Origin of the sequence: Serratia sp. T13T92 (assembly GCF_047530105.1) — a bacterium.
GTDB classification, from domain to species: domain Bacteria; phylum Pseudomonadota; class Gammaproteobacteria; order Enterobacterales; family Enterobacteriaceae; genus Chania; species Chania fonticola.
Genome location: NZ_JBLJAK010000011.1, coordinates 95,510 through 111,489 on the forward strand (window position 1 = coordinate 95,510; position 15,980 = coordinate 111,489).

Here is a 15,980-nt window from a genome sequence, read left to right on the forward strand (position 1 = left end):
TGCTCCTGGAGGCTGTCGAACCTGTTTGGTGAACTTGCACTATCACTACAACGGTTTGTTCTGCCGTAAGAAACGCAATGCCGGGACTTTTGCACCTTTGACAAAGATAAACGCCAGCAGTAGCGACCCCCACAGTGCCATGGTGATATAGCTACTGACTCCCATGATATTTAGCCCGCTCTCCAGCATTTGCAACAGGAACAGCGCTAGCACAATGCCGAACACCTTACCAAATCCACCATCAGGATTTACCCCGCCTAATACCGTCGCCAGGATAGTGATAAGCAACAGTGATTCACCGTAGGAGGCTTTGGCCGAGTTGAGTTTCGACATCATCAGCAACGCCGCGACGGCGCACAGTAACGAGGAAATGACATAGACCCAAATCAGCGTGCGGCGGGTGTTAATCCCAGAGTAAAAGGTGGCTTTCTCGTTGGAGCCGGACAGGTATATCTGACGGCCCAGCGGGGTCTTGGCCAACATAAGCCAAAGCAGCAATGCCACCACGGCAAACAGGTAAAGCGGTACTGGAACCCCAAGAAAATAGCTGCGGTCCAATGCCAGTACATAGCTCGGAAAGTTAGAAATCGCCGAGCCTTTGGAGATCAGCACATTTATCCCTTTGAGCAAGGTCATGATGCCCAGTGTCGCCAGAATTGGGGACACCCGAACCACCGAGATAAGCACCCCATTGATGATCCCCACCACCAAGGCAACCGCCCCCCCCGCCAACAGCATCACTATCAATGAACTGAACGTTGGCTCAAGATGGGTACACACCCAGGCCATCACCAGCGCACTGGCGTTCGCAGTGGCAATGATGGATAAGTTGATGCCACCGGTCAGCATGGTGATCGCCATTGCCAACGTCAATATCCCCGCGACGGGGATTTGTGAGGCGATGGATTGGAAATTGGCCGCAGACCAGAATACCTGTGGGATCAGCACACTGAACACGCCCGCTACCAGTACCAGCAGTGCCACCAACCAGCGCTCGGTATGATCGCGTTGAGTTGTTTTCGACATGGTTATATCCCTACCTTATGACGTTGGCCCCAGGCAGTCACACTGATACTGATGACTATCACCAGACCGATCACCACGCTATGCCAGTAAGACGAAATACCCAGTAAATTCAAACCATTTTGCAATATTGCCAGCAAGATCACTCCGAGCAGAGTGCCGGTTAGGGTTCCCCGTCCACCGACAATACTGGTTCCGCCCAACACCACCGCCGCCAGCACGGTAAGTTCATAACCCAGCAACGAGTCCGGTGCCACCGTCAAGACGGTATAGGACTGCACCACACCGGCGATACCGGATAAAAACCCCATATAGCCATAAACAAACAGTTGCAGCTTTACAATGCTGAACCCCATACGGGATGCCGCTTCCTGATTACCGCCCAACGCATAAATTTGCCGGCCAATGCTGGTGCGTGTCATCACCAAAGCAGTGACAATAATCGTCGCCAGCAAGGTCAAAATGGGCAGCGAAAGGCCATAGTCATAACCGTCAGCGGCGGTGAAGGAGAACAGCATTGGCCCATGTTCGAACCATTCCGGATAGGTATACAGCCAGACACCCCGGCTGAGATACAGCAGCAATCCGTAGAAGATATTCAGCGTGGAAATGGTAATAATGATGGACGGCACCCGCAGGCGATTAACCAATAGCGCATTGATCAACCCCAGCAACAAGCCGATGCCTCCTGCCAATGCGAAAGCCACCGGGAAATTACCACCAAACTTCACAATGAATGTCACCATGACATATTGCGAAATAATGGTCATCGCCGGGAATGAAATGTCAATACCGCCAGAAATCAAAACGATAAAAAAACCACAAGCCAAAATGGTCAGCATGGCGTAGTTATTTATCAAATCATAAATATTGGCGAGCGTCAGAAATTCTGGGCTGGTGAAAGCAAGATAAGTCGAAATAATCAATATGGTAAAAGCCAACATAACTTCGTGGCGTTTCAGATGCTCTTTATTAAATAAACCTGTTTTGCCTACATCAGGCTTATTGAGTGCATGGGGATTAGCCATTGACTACCTCCGCAATGGCAGCTTCGCTGCAGTTACTCGGCAAGAACTCCTGCACCAGCCGCCCGGACAGCATAACCAGAATACGGTGGCTATTAAAGTAAGCTTCATCAATCTCATCACAAACCATTAATACCGCAATCCCCCGCGCCGCCAATGCATTGATAATATTATAAATGCCTGCCTTGTTGGCGATGTCGACCCCAACGGTCGGCGAGTCGAGGATCAGTATTTGCGGGTCGGTTGCCAGCCATTTGGCGATGGCAATACGCTGGGCATTTCCACCGGATAACGTATTGACCGGCAGGTCGCTATTACCGATTTTGATCGACAGATGTTTCACCATGTCTTCGACCAGTGTGTCGACTCGCTCGGCCCGCATCAGGTGAAAGGCATTTTTAAGCCGGTGTAATACCGTGGCACTGATATTGTCGCGGATTGATTGCTCCATAATCAGCCCGGTGCTCATTCGGTCTTCCGAGACATAGCCCACTCCGGCGGCAATGGCATCGCGGTTACTGGCGAACCGCATTGGCTTATCATTGATTCGAATGCTGCCCGACTCGGGTTTGGTTAAACCAAATAAACTGAGGCACAGCTCTGTGCGGCCAGACCCCAGCAAACCAACCAGCGCGACAATTTCGCCTGGATGCAAAGCCAGTGAGATATTCTGGTATTCGTTGCCGCGGGAAAGCGCTTCCACTGCCAGCACGACCGGGCGCGCTGCGCTGTAAGGCGGTAGTACCTGAAAATCAAATTTCATATCCGTCATCAGCCAGGCCAGCCGTTGATTATCCACTTCAGCAGCGGGGTAGGTTCCAACCCACTGGCCATCTTTCAGGACGGTAATACGGTCTGAAATCTCCAGCACTTCGCTCAACCGGTGGCTCACAAATACCACGCAGATATTGCGTGATTTCAGCTCATGCACCACCCGTTGCAAGCCGTTAACTTCTTGCCGTGTCAGCGACGCGGTTGGTTCATCCATCACAATGAGGCGGGCCTCTTGTGCCAGTGCACGGCAGATAGCGACTAATTGTTTCTGGGCGATGGATAAATTCTCAACCAATTCGTCCAGATTAAGGTGGGCATCAATGCTGTTAATAACGCGCTCGGCGGTCTCCCGCATCTGACGTTTATTCACCCACATCTGATGGTGATAATGGTTCATGGCGATATTCTCAGCCACGGTCAGATTCGGGAATAAGGATAAATCCTGATAAATAACCTGGATCCCCAGGCGGACAGACTCAATAGGGGTCAGGGTTGAATAGGTTTTGCCATCAATAATAATGGCGGCATCTCTATCGGGTTGGTAAACACCGGAGATAATCTTGATCAGTGTTGATTTGCCACAACCGTTCTGCCCAGCGAGGCAATGTACCTCACCCGGCAACAGGGTCATGGCCACCTTATTCAGCGCCTTGACGCCATAAAAGGTTTTACTGATATTTTCCAGGGTAATAAATGGCTGCATACATCCTCTTACTCCAGGCGGGCATTGTTTACAGAGCCGAGCAAGGGGCCCGGCTCTGCGGTAATGCGGGGGAATTAATACAGAGAATCCACGTTGTCTTTGGTGACTCGCAGCACATTGTGGAACTGAATCAGGTGTTTATCCTGATCAACCTCCGCTTTACCCACCCCTGGGATCTCCATGCCTGTTTCGATCTTCTCACCTTTAAGCACCTTGTCAGCAACGGCAGTCAGTGCATAACCGGCAGAACCTGGGTCATAAGTGACCCCCATGGCGATATCACCACTTTTAATCAGCGAGGCTGCCTGAGAGGGGATCATCATGCCGAATACGTGGACATTGTTTTTCGCCCGTTTCTCTTTCACTGCGCGACCTGCACCAATTGGGCCTTGTGAACCGAAGGCCACAATACCTTTCAGGTCGCTATGTGCTTTCATCAGATCCAGTGTGGTGCGGCGTGAGTCATCAATGCTCTCAGCGACAGGCATACGGCTGGTCACTTCAAACATGTCCGGATAATGCTCTTTCTGGTATTTAACAAATAAATCTGCCCACAGGTTATGTTGTGGCACAGTCAGGCTACCGACATAAATGACATACCCTCCTTTGCCGCCCATCGCTTTTGCCATTTCTTCCACGTTGTCGGCGGCAAATTTGGCGTTATCGATGATTTCAATATCCCAGTTAGCGCTAGGCTGCCCTGGTGATTCGTTGGTTAATACCACGATACCGGCGTCACGCGCTTTCTTGAATACGGGTTCCAGCACATCGGCATCGTTCGGCACGATACTGATGGCACTGACTTTCTTGGCGATCAAATCTTCAATAATTTTAACCTGTTGTGGGGCGTCGGTACTGGATGGGCCAACTTGGTAGGCTTTGATACCCAGGTCTTTACCGGCACGTTCCACACCTTCCCCCATGCGGTTGAACCAGGGCATTCCGGCGATTTTCGAAATATTGACGACTTCCACTTCTTGCGCCAATGCACCGCCCGAGCCCACCAGCATGCTGAACAGGCTGGCCGCCAATAACGTTTTCACACTCAATTTTTTCATCTAACACTCCCGGATCTAATGTAGGTTGAGGCATAACCGCCAAATAGCGAGATAACACATTGGTATTATTTATATTTTATTGTTAGTGACGATTTCCCGGGATGCCGATTTTACATCTGCACAACATTCCCGTAGAGGGACTCTACAGCCTCGATAGCGATTTCCCCCATATCTTTGAATGCTATTTATATGGACAAACTTGCAACCTTCCCGGTTTGCGACGGGGGTCATGCTCCTGAGGGGATAAACGAGGCGAAATGCGTAAAAATAACCGTCAGGAAGGCAATAACAGCGCTGGTTACAGGGATACTCTGGGTCGATGCGGCAGGCCATTTTAATGCCAATCTGTTAACTCCCTTCCATTTTGCAGCGCAACAGTTGCCAGCCAGTGTTTTCCTGCGCATGATGCGGAAAATCTCACACTTTGTTACAGGCCTATGATTAACGTTGCGCTGATAGACGACCACGTGGTGGTTCGTTCCGGGTTTGCCCAGTTACTGTCGTTGGAAGAGGATATCCGTATCGTCGGCCAGTTCGACTCGGCGGCACAGGCATGGCCACACTTGCTGCGCGATCCGATCGACGTGGCGGTGCTGGATATCGCCATGCCGAACGAAAGTGGCCTCAGCCTGCTCCAGCGTTTACGCCAACAGCGCCCCACCTTTCGCGCCATTATCCTCAGCATCTATGACACCAATGCCTTCGTGCAAAGCGCGATTGATGCCGGGGCAGGCGGTTATCTCACCAAACGCTGCGGCCCCCATGAATTGGTGCAGGCGGTGCGCGCCGTCAGCAGCGGCGGGCTTTACCTGTGCGCGGATGCCTTGCGCGCGCTGCGCCATACTCCGCAGCCACCGAAAGAATTGCAGGTACTCACCCCGCGCGAGAAAGAGATCTTCGATCTGCTGGTCAACGGCCTGAGTGTGAAAACCATCGCCCAACAGTTGACCTTAAGCCATAAGACCGTGCAGGTGCACCGCGCCAATATTCTCGGCAAACTGCATTGCGACACTACCGTGGAACTGGTGCATTTCGCGCTGCAACATCAACTGCTTGCAGGGAGTTAACCGGTGCCGCCAATGGTGCGCCGCCTGGCGCTTTCGCTGTTTCTGGCGCTGTTTTTCACCCTCAGTTGGCTGGCCCTGTGGACCATTAGCCTACACCTGAGCCATGACGGCCAACAGGCTGTGCTGTTGTTTCCCCAAGGGCTGCGGCTAGCGCTACTGATCCTGCTACCCCGGCGTTACTGGCTCACGCTGTTACTGGCGGAAGCCGCCACGCTGCTATGGCTGCATGACCAGCAATTGCTGAGCGACCGTTCGGTGCTGTTGCTGCCGTTGTTAAGCCTGCTACCGGCCTGGGGCACTCAGCGGCTGTGGTATCGCTATCACCTGTATTGGCAACGGCTGTCGCTATTGCTGGCGGCCATCGCTGCCAATGCGCTGCTGTGTGGGTTATTGGCGGGAGTCTGGCTGCCATCCAGTATCAGTCAAACCTTGCTGACCAGCTTTACCGGCGGCGTGCTGCTGGTGCCTTTCGTCTATCTGATTTATACCTACCTGCGCCAGCAACTGGTGACGTCGATGCCCGTTCCGCGCCCCTCAACACCACAATTACGCACCTCGCTACTGCTATGGTGTTCGCTGTTTCTCACCATGGGGATTTGCGTACAACTGGCGATCGCCCCGGAGATGGAGCGGCTGCTGCTGATCTTTATCTTTCTGCCCAACGTGTTTATGGCTTATCGCTTTGGCTGGCAAGGGGGCGTGCTGGCAGCGCTGTTTGGCAGCGTGATGATCACCCTCACCCGCCAGGCCGGTGGCGCGTTTCAGGATCTGCAAGAGTTGGAGCTATTCCTTTCTACCCAGGCGCTGTTGGGGATTGGGCTGGGGATTGCCATCAGTCGCCAGCAGCAATTGGCGCAAAAGCTACAGCGCTATCGCCAACAGTTGGAGCAAGAGTTGGCGGCCAAACGTCATCTGATGGAGCGGCTGGTGGGTACTGAAGAAGAGGTGCGCAAGGCCATAGCTCGCGAATTGCATGACGAGATCGGCCAGAATATTACCGCTATTCAGATCCAGGCAATGCTGGTGAACCGCAGCGCCACCGCCCCGGCCACCCGCCTGGCCGCAGAACAAATCGATTCGTTGTCGCAACGCATCCACCACACCACCCGCACCCTGCTACGGCAACTGCGCCCACCGGTGTTGGAAGAGATGGAGCTGGACAAGGCCCTGCATCACCTGGCCGACGAGTTTTCCTTTGCAGAACAGGGGATCAGCTTCCAGCTGGATTACCGCCTGCCAGCCACGCCAGATGATGAAACCCTGGTATTTACCCTCTACCGGGTGGCACAGGAGCTGCTCAATAACATCAGCAAACACGCCTGCGCCAGCCATGTGCATTTAAGCCTGACGCAAACCCACCAGACGATCACTCTGGAAGTGCGTGACGACGGCCAGGGCATGCCGTTGCAACCCACCAGCGGTTTTGGCCTGCGCGGTATTGAAGAGCGGGTGCGCGCATTGGGGGGGGATTGGCGGCTTCACCGGCGTAATGGCACGCGCATAATTGTTAACCTGCCCACAAAACTGAACAAAAACCCCGTCTGACTAGGACTAAGTCTTAGGTGCCTAAAACCTTGTCTCATCCAATCCTGTTTTCAGCACCCTACACTGCTCTCACTGTCTGGAGGACCCCATGGCATCGGCCACGTTAACCGCAGAGCAAATCAGCGCTCGCTACCGCTACTGGCGACCACGCCTGATGTTTTCGATGATCGTCGGCTACGGCGCATTTTATCTGACACGCAAGAGCGTCAGCTATGCGATGCCGGTGATGCAGCTCGAACTGGGGTTGGACAAAGGGGATATCGGCCTGCTGGGTACGTTGTTTTACCTGGCCTACGGCGGCTCGAAGTTTGTCTCCGGCATCGTCAGCGATCGCAGCCAGGCCCGCTGGTTTATGGGCGTCGGGCTGTTTATCACCGGTGTGCTGAACATCGTGTTCGCCTTTTGCCATTCGCTGACGGCGTTGCTGGTGGTCTGGACGTTAAACGGTTTCTTTCAGGGCTGGGGCTGGCCGCCCTGCGCCAAGATGCTCACCAGTTGGTATTCGCGCAACGAGCGTGGCTTCTGGTGGGGTACCTGGAATACGTCGATCAGCCTGGGCGGTGCGGCCGTGCCGTTGCTGTCTGGATATATGGCTTCGCACTACGGTTGGCAGGCTGCGCTGCTGCTGCCGGGAGCCATCGGGATGCTGATCGGGCTGTGGCTGTGCTGGCAACTGTGCGGCAAACCGCAGCAGCAAGGATTACCCAGCGTGGGCCACTGGCGGCGCGATCCGCTGGAGCTGTGGCAAGAGCAGCAAAGCCCGGCGATGCCGATGCGGCGGATGCTGTTTGACACCATTTTGCGCAATCCGACCATCTGGTTGCTGGGCGTGTCCTACATCCTGGTGTACCTGATACGCATTGCGCTGAACGATTGGGGCAACATCTGGCTGGCGGAGAGCCATGGCGTCAACCTGATGAAGGCCAACGCCACGTTGTCACTGTTTGAACTGGGTGGGCTGTTTGGCGCGCTGTTTGCCGGGTGGGGATCGGATCTGCTGTTTCGCGGCCTGCGAGCACCGATGATCCTACTGTTTTCCATCGGACTATTTGTGACGACAACCGCCCTGTGGCTGGCCCCGCTGCACCATTACGGGCTGCTTTCGGCCTGCTTTTTCGGCCTCGGCTTTTTTGTATTTGGGCCGCAGATGCTGATCGGGCTGGCCGCCACGGAACACTGCCACAAGGATGCGGCCGGTACCGTGACCGGGTTTCTTGGCCTGTTCGCCTACCTGGGGGCCGCGCTGGCCGGTTGGCCACTGGCGCAGGTGTTACAGCATTACGGCTGGTATGGGTTCTTTGCCCTGTTGGCGCTGGCGGCCACCTGCGTCGGCCTGCTGTTGATGCCGTTGCTGATGGCAGGACAGATAAGGCAATAGTGCAACGGGCGCAGCATGCGGCGCCCCTACGATGCCTATCCCACAGAGAGAGGACTGTACCTGACCACAACACCGGACTCGTTCCCTCTCCTTGGGGAGAGGGTTGAGGTGAGGGAGATAGCATTCGTTGCCGTTTCCTTATCACCAGAAAAGAAATTGGTTTGCTTTACCCTACAAAGACAACAACAAAAAAGGATGACTCTATGAAATTGACACCTCTCAACACCCTGCTGGCCACCACGCTGGCGCTGACTGCCCTGGCCGGAACCGTGCAGGCCAAAGGCCGTCTGGTGATCTATTGCAGCGCCACCAACGCCATGTGCGAAGAAGAAGCCAAAGTCTTCGGGGAAAAATACGACGTCAAGACCAGCTTTATCCGCAACGGCTCTGGCAGCACCCTGGCCAAGGTAGACGCGGAGAAGAAAAACCCACAGGCTGACGTCTGGTACGGCGGCACGCTGGATCCGCAATCGCAGGCCGGTGAAATGGACCTGTTGGAGCCTTACGCCTCGCCGAACCTGGAGCAAATCATGCCGCAGTTCCGCGATCCGGCCAAACGTAAAGGCAACTACTCCTCTGCGGTGTATATCGGCATTCTCGGTTTTGGCGTCAACACCGATCGTCTTAAAGAGAAAAACCTGCCTGAACCTAAGTGCTGGAAGGATTTGACCAACCCGATCTACAAAGGGGAGATCCAAATCGCCGATCCACAAAGCTCCGGCACGGCCTACACCGCACTGGCCACCTTTGCGCAGCTGTGGGGCGAAGAAGCCGCCTTTGATTACCTGAAGCAGCTGAACGGCAATATCTCGCAGTACACCAAGTCCGGCATTGCCCCGGCCCGCAACGCCGCGCGCGGTGAAACCACGATCGGCATTGGTTTCCTACACGACTATTCGCTGGAAAAAGAGAAAGGTGCACCTCTGACGCTGGTTTCCCCATGCGAAGGTTCTGGCTATGAAATCGGCGGCATCAGCATCCTGAAAAATGCCCGCAATATGGAAAACGCCAAGCTGTTCGTGGACTGGGCGTTGTCAAAAGAGGCTCAGGAGCTTTCCTGGAAGAAGGGTCAGTCTTACCAGATCCTGACCAACACCACGGCTGAGACTTCCCCTAACTCGCTGAAGCTGGATCAATTGAAACTGATCGATTACGACATGGATACCTACGGCGCTTCCGACATGCGTAAAAAGCTGATCACCAAATGGGTTAACGACGTGAAGATGGGCCACTGATCCCATCCCGCATCTATCGGGCGTAGGCTCTACGCCCGCTTCATTTTCGTTTATTCCGGGGAATATCATGTCTGAAACCATCACCTTGCGCACGGCGCAGGGGCGGGATCCCATTTTCTACTGGTTGCTGCTGGCGCTGGCAGGTTTCGCCCTACTGCCTTCCTACAGCCTGGACTACGGGCTGCTGGAGGCGACCAGCGAAGAGCTGCTGGCGGCCTACGGATGGTCACATGCAGGCTTGGCCATGCTGTGGTTTGCCGCCCCGATGCTGCTGGTTGTACGCCCGCAGATTGCCACTGGCCGCGAGCAACGCAACCGCCACCTGTTTGATGCCGGTTATGCCCTGGCCTGTGGGCTATTGGTATTTATCAGCGCCGCCGCGACCGGTACCGGGATGGGGTTCGCTACCTTACCGCTGCTGGTGGCAATGGGCGCAGTGATCACCATTGCGCTCTCAAGGCTGGAATGGCTGGGTGGCGATCGCTTCGTACTCGGCTCGCTGGTGGCGGTGATCGCCCTGATCGTGCTGTTTATCATTTATCCCAGCATCGCCATCTTTATCCCAATGTTCACCGATGAGGCCGGTGCCTTCGCCCCGTTGGCGTTTATGCAAACGCTCGGGCAGGCGCATATCCTGCAGGTGATCTGGAACTCCTTCCTGCTCTCCGTCGCCGTCGGGATTGGCTGTACCTTCTTTGGTATGGTGCTGGCGATTTATACCACGCGTATCGCCCGCCGTTCGGCGGTGATTGGCCGTATCTTTTCGATCCTGCCAATCGTCACGCCGCCGTTTGTGGTTGGTTTAGGCGTCACCCTGATGATGGGCCGCTCAGGCTACATCACCGAGCTGATGGTGACCTGGTTCGGCCTGACCAACACCAACTGGCTCTACGGTTTTACCGGGATCTGGTTGGCCCAGGTGCTGGCCTTTACGCCCATGTCATTCATGATCCTCGACGGGGCGATCAAGACCATCCATCCGTCGCTGGAAGAGGCGTCCTACACGTTGCGCGCCAACCGCTTCCAGACCTTTACCCAGGTGTTTATGCCGCTGCTGAAACCGGCATTGGCCAACTCGTTCCTGATCGTCATTGTTCAGTCGTTGGCGGACTTCAGTAACCCGTTGGTCCTCGGCGGCAATTTCGACGTATTGGCCACGCAGATCTACTTCTACATTACCGGTGCGCAGCTTGATTATCAGGCAGCCAGTACGCTGGGCGTGGTGCTGCTGATGTTCTCGTTACTGGTGTTCTGCGTGCAGTACATGTGGATCGGCAAGCGTTCCTACGTGACCATTTCCGGCAAATCCAACCACGGCGACGTTCAGCCGCTGCCGGTGACGCTGGTGTGGGGCGTCTCGTTGATGCTGTATGTCTGGATCGCCTTCAACATCCTGCTGTACGGCAGCATTTTCTACGGCAGCTTTACCGTTAACTGGGGCGTGGACTACACGCTGACGCTAGACAACTTCAGCAAACTGTTCGGCCAAGGCTTCAGCGACGGCGCATGGCCTTCCCTGATCGATACCTTGCTGTATGCCGGGATTGCCGCACCGATCACCGCCATCTTCGGCCTGCTGATTGCCTACATCGTGGTACGCCAGCAGTTCCAGGGTAAAAAAGTGATCGAGTTCAGCACCATGCTGTGCTTCGCGGTGCCAGGAACCGTCGCCGGTGTTTCCTACATTCTGGCGTTTAACAGTGCACCGGTTTACCTGACCGGGACGGCAGCCATCGTGATCATTTCAATGGTGATGCGCAACGTGCCAGTGGGGATCCGTGCGGGTATCGCTGGTTTGGGGCAGTTGGACAAGTCACTGGATGAGGCCTCCCTCAGCCTGCGTGCCGGTTCGCTACGCACCATCGTGTATATCCTGCTGCCCTTGCTACGCCCGGCGATCCTCTCGGCGTTGGTCTACAGCTTTGTCCGTGCCATGACCACCGTGAGCGCCATTGTTTTCCTGGTGACGCCAGATACGCGCGTCGCGACGTCCTACATCCTTAACCGGGTCGAGGACGGCGAGTATGGCGTGGCCATCGCCTACGGATCGATCCTGATCGTAGTGATGCTGGCGATTATTTTCCTGTTTGATGCCCTGGTTGGCGAAGCGCGGGTCGCGCGTTCCAAAGCCCGGAATGCGGCCTGATACCCGGCGGAGAAGGATGAACAACATGTCTGACATTCAAGATAAAAAGCACTTTGTTGAACTGAAAAACGTCGCCAAGCGGTTTGGCAACAACACCGTGATTGAAAACCTGAGCCTGGCGATCCCCCGTGGGGATATGGTGACGCTGCTTGGCCCTTCCGGCTGCGGTAAAACCACGGTCCTGCGCCTGGTCGCCGGGCTGGAGAAACCCAGTGGCGGGCAGATCTTCATCGACGGCGAGGACGTGACCGATCGCTCCATTCAGCAGCGGGACATCTGTATGGTGTTTCAGTCCTACGCGCTGTTCCCCCATATGTCGCTGGGGGATAACATCGGCTATGGCCTGAAAATGCTGGGAAGGCCCAAGGCGGAGATCCGCGATCGGGTCCGTGAAGCCCTGATGCTGGTCGATCTGGAAGGTTTTGAAGAGCGCTATGTCGATCAGATCTCTGGCGGCCAGCAGCAACGCGTCGCCCTGGCACGTGCGCTGATCCTCAAGCCCAAGGTGCTGCTGTTCGATGAACCGCTGAGCAACCTGGATGCCAACCTGCGCCGCAGCATGCGTGAGAAAATCCGCGAGTTGCAGCAGCAGTTCAACATCACCTCACTCTACGTCACCCACGATCAGAGCGAAGCCTTTGCGGTTTCCGACACCGTGCTGGTGATGAACAAAGGGGAAATCATGCAGATTGGCGCACCGCAAACGCTGTACCGTTACCCGGCCTCGCGCTTTATGGCCGGATTTATGGGGGATGCCAACATCTTCCCGGCCAAGGTGACCAGCAGCGGCGTAGAGATCTTTGGCTACCCGGTACCGCGCCCACAAGGCTTTGCCCCTGGTTTGCAGCAATGTACCGTAGGCGTGCGCCCGGAAGCGATTACCCTCAGCCAACATGGGGAACCTAGCCAGCGTTGCACCATCAGTAAGGTGGCTTACATGGGGCCACAGTATGAAGTGCTGGTGAACTGGCACGATCAGTCGCTGCTGCTGCAGGTAAACGCTACGCAGTTGCAACCCGAGCCGGGCGACAGCTATTTCCTGCAAATCCATCCGTTCGGCATGTTCGTACTCGCCGACGAGTAAGCCTGAATTAAACCCCGCTCGAGGTTCCGGGCGGGGTATTTTTTGTTGTCCATTCCCTGTCCAATCACGGTTAATCCGCTGCTGGTACTCGAAGATAATCCGGCCGACTGCCATTGCCGCAGCTTTAGCGTTGATGCCGAGTGGTCGGCTGAGTTTGAAACGGGTATCCAGGGGATAAATCTGCCAAAAGCTCAACGGGTTGCGCATTCTGTAAGCAAACAAACGCAGAATGCGTAATCCCCTTTGACATCCCCCCAGCACCCCGTTATGATTCCGCTCGTTCACACGATTCCTCTGTAGTTCAGTCGGTAGAACGGCGGACTGTTAATCCGTATGTCACTGGTTCGAGTCCAGTCAGAGGAGCCATATTTAGCGCCATGGAAAGCGGCTGTCGTCCATGGTGTATCAAAAAATCTTCTTTTCGCAAATCGAATTCCCCTGTTCCATATAGTCATATCATCAAAATACCCCCATGCCATATCGCTCCCTGTTCCATAAGTATTTTCTTCACATAGTGATCGCTATGTTCGGCATCCATTGATGGTGACAAGCAGTGATAATTACCCGCACCGGGAAAAGCGCCATCCGCTCCTCACGGTGCAAGTTCACATCCCCCCGTTAAACAAATAGCGGCTGGTTTTCACGTAAATGGCGGACCGTCGATTCCAACAAGGTCAGCGCAATCTTATCCACGTGGCGCTGTTGCCAAGGTTCCAACTCCGTACCTTTCACCCACTGATTAAACGCGCCAAGAGCCGGCCCTGTCTGCACCTGATAATTCACCAGATCATCGGGGGAGTTGCTGAATGAAAGCTGCGTGGAATACATAAAATACCAGCGGAAAACGCGTGCCATACGCACTTTGGGATTTGCCTGCGCCTGAGCAATATCCTTGTCCCGCCCCGCAGCCTTAAGATACCGCAAGCACTCTTCCCATATTTCTGCAAAGGGGCGTTTGAACACCGAGCGTTCCAGCTTGCTTCTTTCCGCCTCGGGGATCGCCTCAAGGCTGTCGTAATGGGTATACAGTGCATAAAGCCGGTTCGCGCGCATGGGGAACAAAACCTTCTTTTTCAAAACCTGCACACGCGAACCAAATTCAAACATATCTCCCGCCGGGGCGTAGGCCATATCGTGAATGCTGACATCTTGCAACAATGCCTTGACGATTTCCGTTGCCCCTGACTCTACAGTGCACTGGTTAACCGAACCGGTAAGAATAAAGTCGGCCCCCATCGCAAACGCGGCAGCGGCAGCCTCCGGCGTCCCGATACCTCCGCCTAAACCAATACATAAGGGTTCCCGATACTGATAACGTTCGGCGAGCCTCTGGCGCAATTGCAGCATCGTAGGCAGCAAAATCGTAGGAATGCCGCCATCCGTATGCCCCCCCGAATCCGCTTCCACGCAGATATCCTGGCTCACCGGCACTTCCCGCGCCATTTCGGCCTGTTCAGCGCTGATCGCCCCTTCGGCCAATAAATTGTTGATCAGATGCGTCGGCACCGGGCTTAAAAACACCTCTGCCACTTCAAGGCGCGATACCTTACCCATGATATGGTGGTCACAGCGAATTTTTCCCTCACTGTCCCGGCGCAGCCCCCGGATACGAAACAGCGCGAGGGGAAGCGTCATTTGCATAAAAGCGGCAGCTTCTATATAACGCACACCGTATTTTAAAAACAGCTCAACCCAGGCCCTTTCCTGCAAGGGATCGTCGTGATTGGCCAACAGGTTGATCCCCCAGGGTTGCCCATCCTTAAGCTGATTCTGTATCTGCTGAATGGCGCTTTCAATCTCGGGCAAATCTAGCCCACCGGCACCGAAATAACCGATCATCCCGGCCTGCCCCATCCGCACCACCAGCGCCACCGACGACGTTGCCCGGAACATCGCCCCGGCAACGTAAGCGTATTTCAGGCCGTAGCGTTGCCTGAACACTGCACTGCCTAGCTGATGCGCCGGTTCTGGCTGGCTGGGCTCCGCCGTCGCAGTATGCCAGGGTTCACCCAATGCCCTCTCTTGGGCGAACAGGGCAGGTGGTGGTTCAATAATAGCCGTTTCCGTACGGCGGATTTCGTCCACCATTTTGCTCAACACGCGCCCCCCCATACGCTTCGGATCGGCCCCCATTTCAACATAATCAACTTCGCCCATCCCCATTAGGTAACGAATACTCTCTGTCCAGCGCACCGTACTGGCGATTTGCTGTGCCAATAAGGAAGCCACTTCGCCGGGCTGATAAGGCCGTGCGGTCACGTTCGCTATCACCGGCAACCTGGGATCTTTTAAGGCGAATTCCCGCAGGAACAGAGTGAACTCCTGTTGGGCTTTTTGCATATGGCGCGAGTGGAATGCGGCGCTGACATTGAGCCTGACACAGTTCACGCCGCGCGCCTGTAAGAGGTGTTCCGCGCGCGTAAGCGTCACCACATCACCGGCAATAACCGACTGGTTCGGCGAGTTCTGGTTGGCGATATCAATCCCCTCCACCCCCTGTTCACGCAAAAAATCCTCTAATGCTTCAACGCGCATCCCCAGTACGGCAGCCATTCCACCACCGGATGCCTCACTCATTAATTGGCCGCGTTTTTGCACCAGGCGTAATCCGGTGGCGAAATCAAAGGCATCGCCAGCCAGCAATGCTGAATATTCACCGAGGCTGTGCCCGGCTACCGCATCCGCATGGTGGCCACCCTCCTGCCAACGATAAAAATTCAGCGCATTCACTACATACAGGGCTGGCTGAGTAAAATGCGTCAGGCCCAGTTGTTGCTGAGGGTCATTCAGGCATAAGTCGCGTATTGAATAGCCGAGAATACTTGAAGCTTCATCAACCAACGCCGGGTAAGCCGCCCATAAATCTTGTCCCATCCCTTTGTATTGAGATCCCTGACCGGGAAAAAGCAGTACTTGCATGGTCATTTATTCCTTTAATCGGG

Annotated in this window: 12 protein-coding genes and 1 tRNA gene; 8 read left to right on the top strand and 5 right to left on the bottom strand. The window is 55.0% G+C overall.

Annotation, left to right across the window (positions count from 1 at the left end):
• Positions 1 to 45: 45 nt before the first annotated feature.
• From ACMV5I_RS13265 to ACMV5I_RS13280, 4 genes are all read right to left on the bottom strand, one after another.
• Positions 46 to 1,026 carry an ABC transporter permease gene (locus ACMV5I_RS13265; RefSeq protein ID WP_414824548.1) on the bottom strand — a complete coding sequence of 327 codons (981 nt, stop codon included), beginning with the start codon at positions 1,024 to 1,026 and terminating at the stop codon, positions 46 to 48.
• Between the two features lie 2 nt (positions 1,027 to 1,028).
• Positions 1,029 to 1,967: an ABC transporter permease gene (locus ACMV5I_RS13270; RefSeq protein ID WP_037413257.1), complete on the bottom strand. Its 939-nt coding sequence runs from the start codon at positions 1,965 to 1,967 to the stop codon at positions 1,029 to 1,031.
• A 76-nt stretch (positions 1,968 to 2,043) separates the two neighbouring features.
• On the bottom strand, positions 2,044 to 3,525 hold the full coding sequence (locus tag ACMV5I_RS13275) for a sugar ABC transporter ATP-binding protein (RefSeq protein WP_414824550.1): 1,482 nt from the start codon (positions 3,523 to 3,525) through the stop codon (positions 2,044 to 2,046).
• A gap of 74 nt (positions 3,526 to 3,599) precedes the next feature.
• On the bottom strand, positions 3,600 to 4,535 hold the full coding sequence (locus tag ACMV5I_RS13280; RefSeq protein ID WP_254611996.1) for an autoinducer 2 ABC transporter substrate-binding protein: 936 nt from the start codon (positions 4,533 to 4,535) through the stop codon (positions 3,600 to 3,602).
• Positions 4,536 to 4,772: 237 nt separating this feature from the next.
• Between ACMV5I_RS13280 and ACMV5I_RS13285 the strand changes: the two genes are divergently transcribed.
• The 8 genes from ACMV5I_RS13285 to ACMV5I_RS13320 all read left to right on the top strand — a co-directional run bounded on the left by ACMV5I_RS13285 (position 4,773) and on the right by ACMV5I_RS13320 (position 13,404).
• A complete protein-coding gene (locus ACMV5I_RS13285) occupies positions 4,773 to 5,024 on the top strand; it encodes a hypothetical protein (protein WP_046808356.1) in 252 nt (83 codons plus the stop codon).
• Positions 5,021 to 5,650, top strand: coding sequence for a response regulator transcription factor (locus tag ACMV5I_RS13290; protein ID WP_024486492.1), 630 nt, complete (start codon positions 5,021 to 5,023; stop codon positions 5,648 to 5,650). The genes ACMV5I_RS13285 and ACMV5I_RS13290 overlap by 4 nt, the downstream gene beginning before the upstream one ends.
• Before the next feature lie 12 nt (positions 5,651 to 5,662).
• Entirely contained in the window at positions 5,663 to 7,195 is a 1,533-nt protein-coding gene (locus ACMV5I_RS13295) for an MASE1 domain-containing protein (protein WP_202810964.1), read from the top strand.
• 88 nt (positions 7,196 to 7,283) lie between these two features.
• Positions 7,284 to 8,573 carry an MFS transporter family glucose-6-phosphate receptor UhpC gene (gene uhpC / locus ACMV5I_RS13300; RefSeq protein WP_414824551.1) on the top strand — a complete coding sequence of 430 codons (1,290 nt, stop codon included), beginning with the start codon at positions 7,284 to 7,286 and terminating at the stop codon, positions 8,571 to 8,573.
• Positions 8,574 to 8,776: 203 nt separating this feature from the next.
• Positions 8,777 to 9,808 (top strand): ABC transporter substrate-binding protein, encoded by a 1,032-nt coding sequence (locus ACMV5I_RS13305; protein WP_024486073.1) that lies wholly within the window; start codon positions 8,777 to 8,779, stop codon positions 9,806 to 9,808.
• 67 nt (positions 9,809 to 9,875) lie between these two features.
• Positions 9,876 to 11,954, top strand: a complete 2,079-nt coding sequence (locus tag ACMV5I_RS13310) for an ABC transporter permease (RefSeq protein WP_174334503.1) — start codon at positions 9,876 to 9,878, stop codon at positions 11,952 to 11,954.
• A gap of 25 nt (positions 11,955 to 11,979) precedes the next feature.
• Positions 11,980 to 13,038 carry a ferric ABC transporter ATP-binding protein gene (gene fbpC, locus ACMV5I_RS13315; RefSeq protein ID WP_037375424.1) on the top strand — a complete coding sequence of 353 codons (1,059 nt, stop codon included), beginning with the start codon at positions 11,980 to 11,982 and terminating at the stop codon, positions 13,036 to 13,038.
• A gap of 290 nt (positions 13,039 to 13,328) precedes the next feature.
• Positions 13,329 to 13,404: transfer RNA gene (locus ACMV5I_RS13320), tRNA-Asn, on the top strand.
• A 252-nt stretch (positions 13,405 to 13,656) separates the two neighbouring features.
• Here ACMV5I_RS13320 and fabD read toward each other — a convergent pair.
• Positions 13,657 to 15,957 carry an ACP S-malonyltransferase gene (gene fabD, locus ACMV5I_RS13325; protein WP_414824552.1) on the bottom strand — a complete coding sequence of 767 codons (2,301 nt, stop codon included), beginning with the start codon at positions 15,955 to 15,957 and terminating at the stop codon, positions 13,657 to 13,659.
• Positions 15,958 to 15,980: the final 23 nt, after the last annotated feature.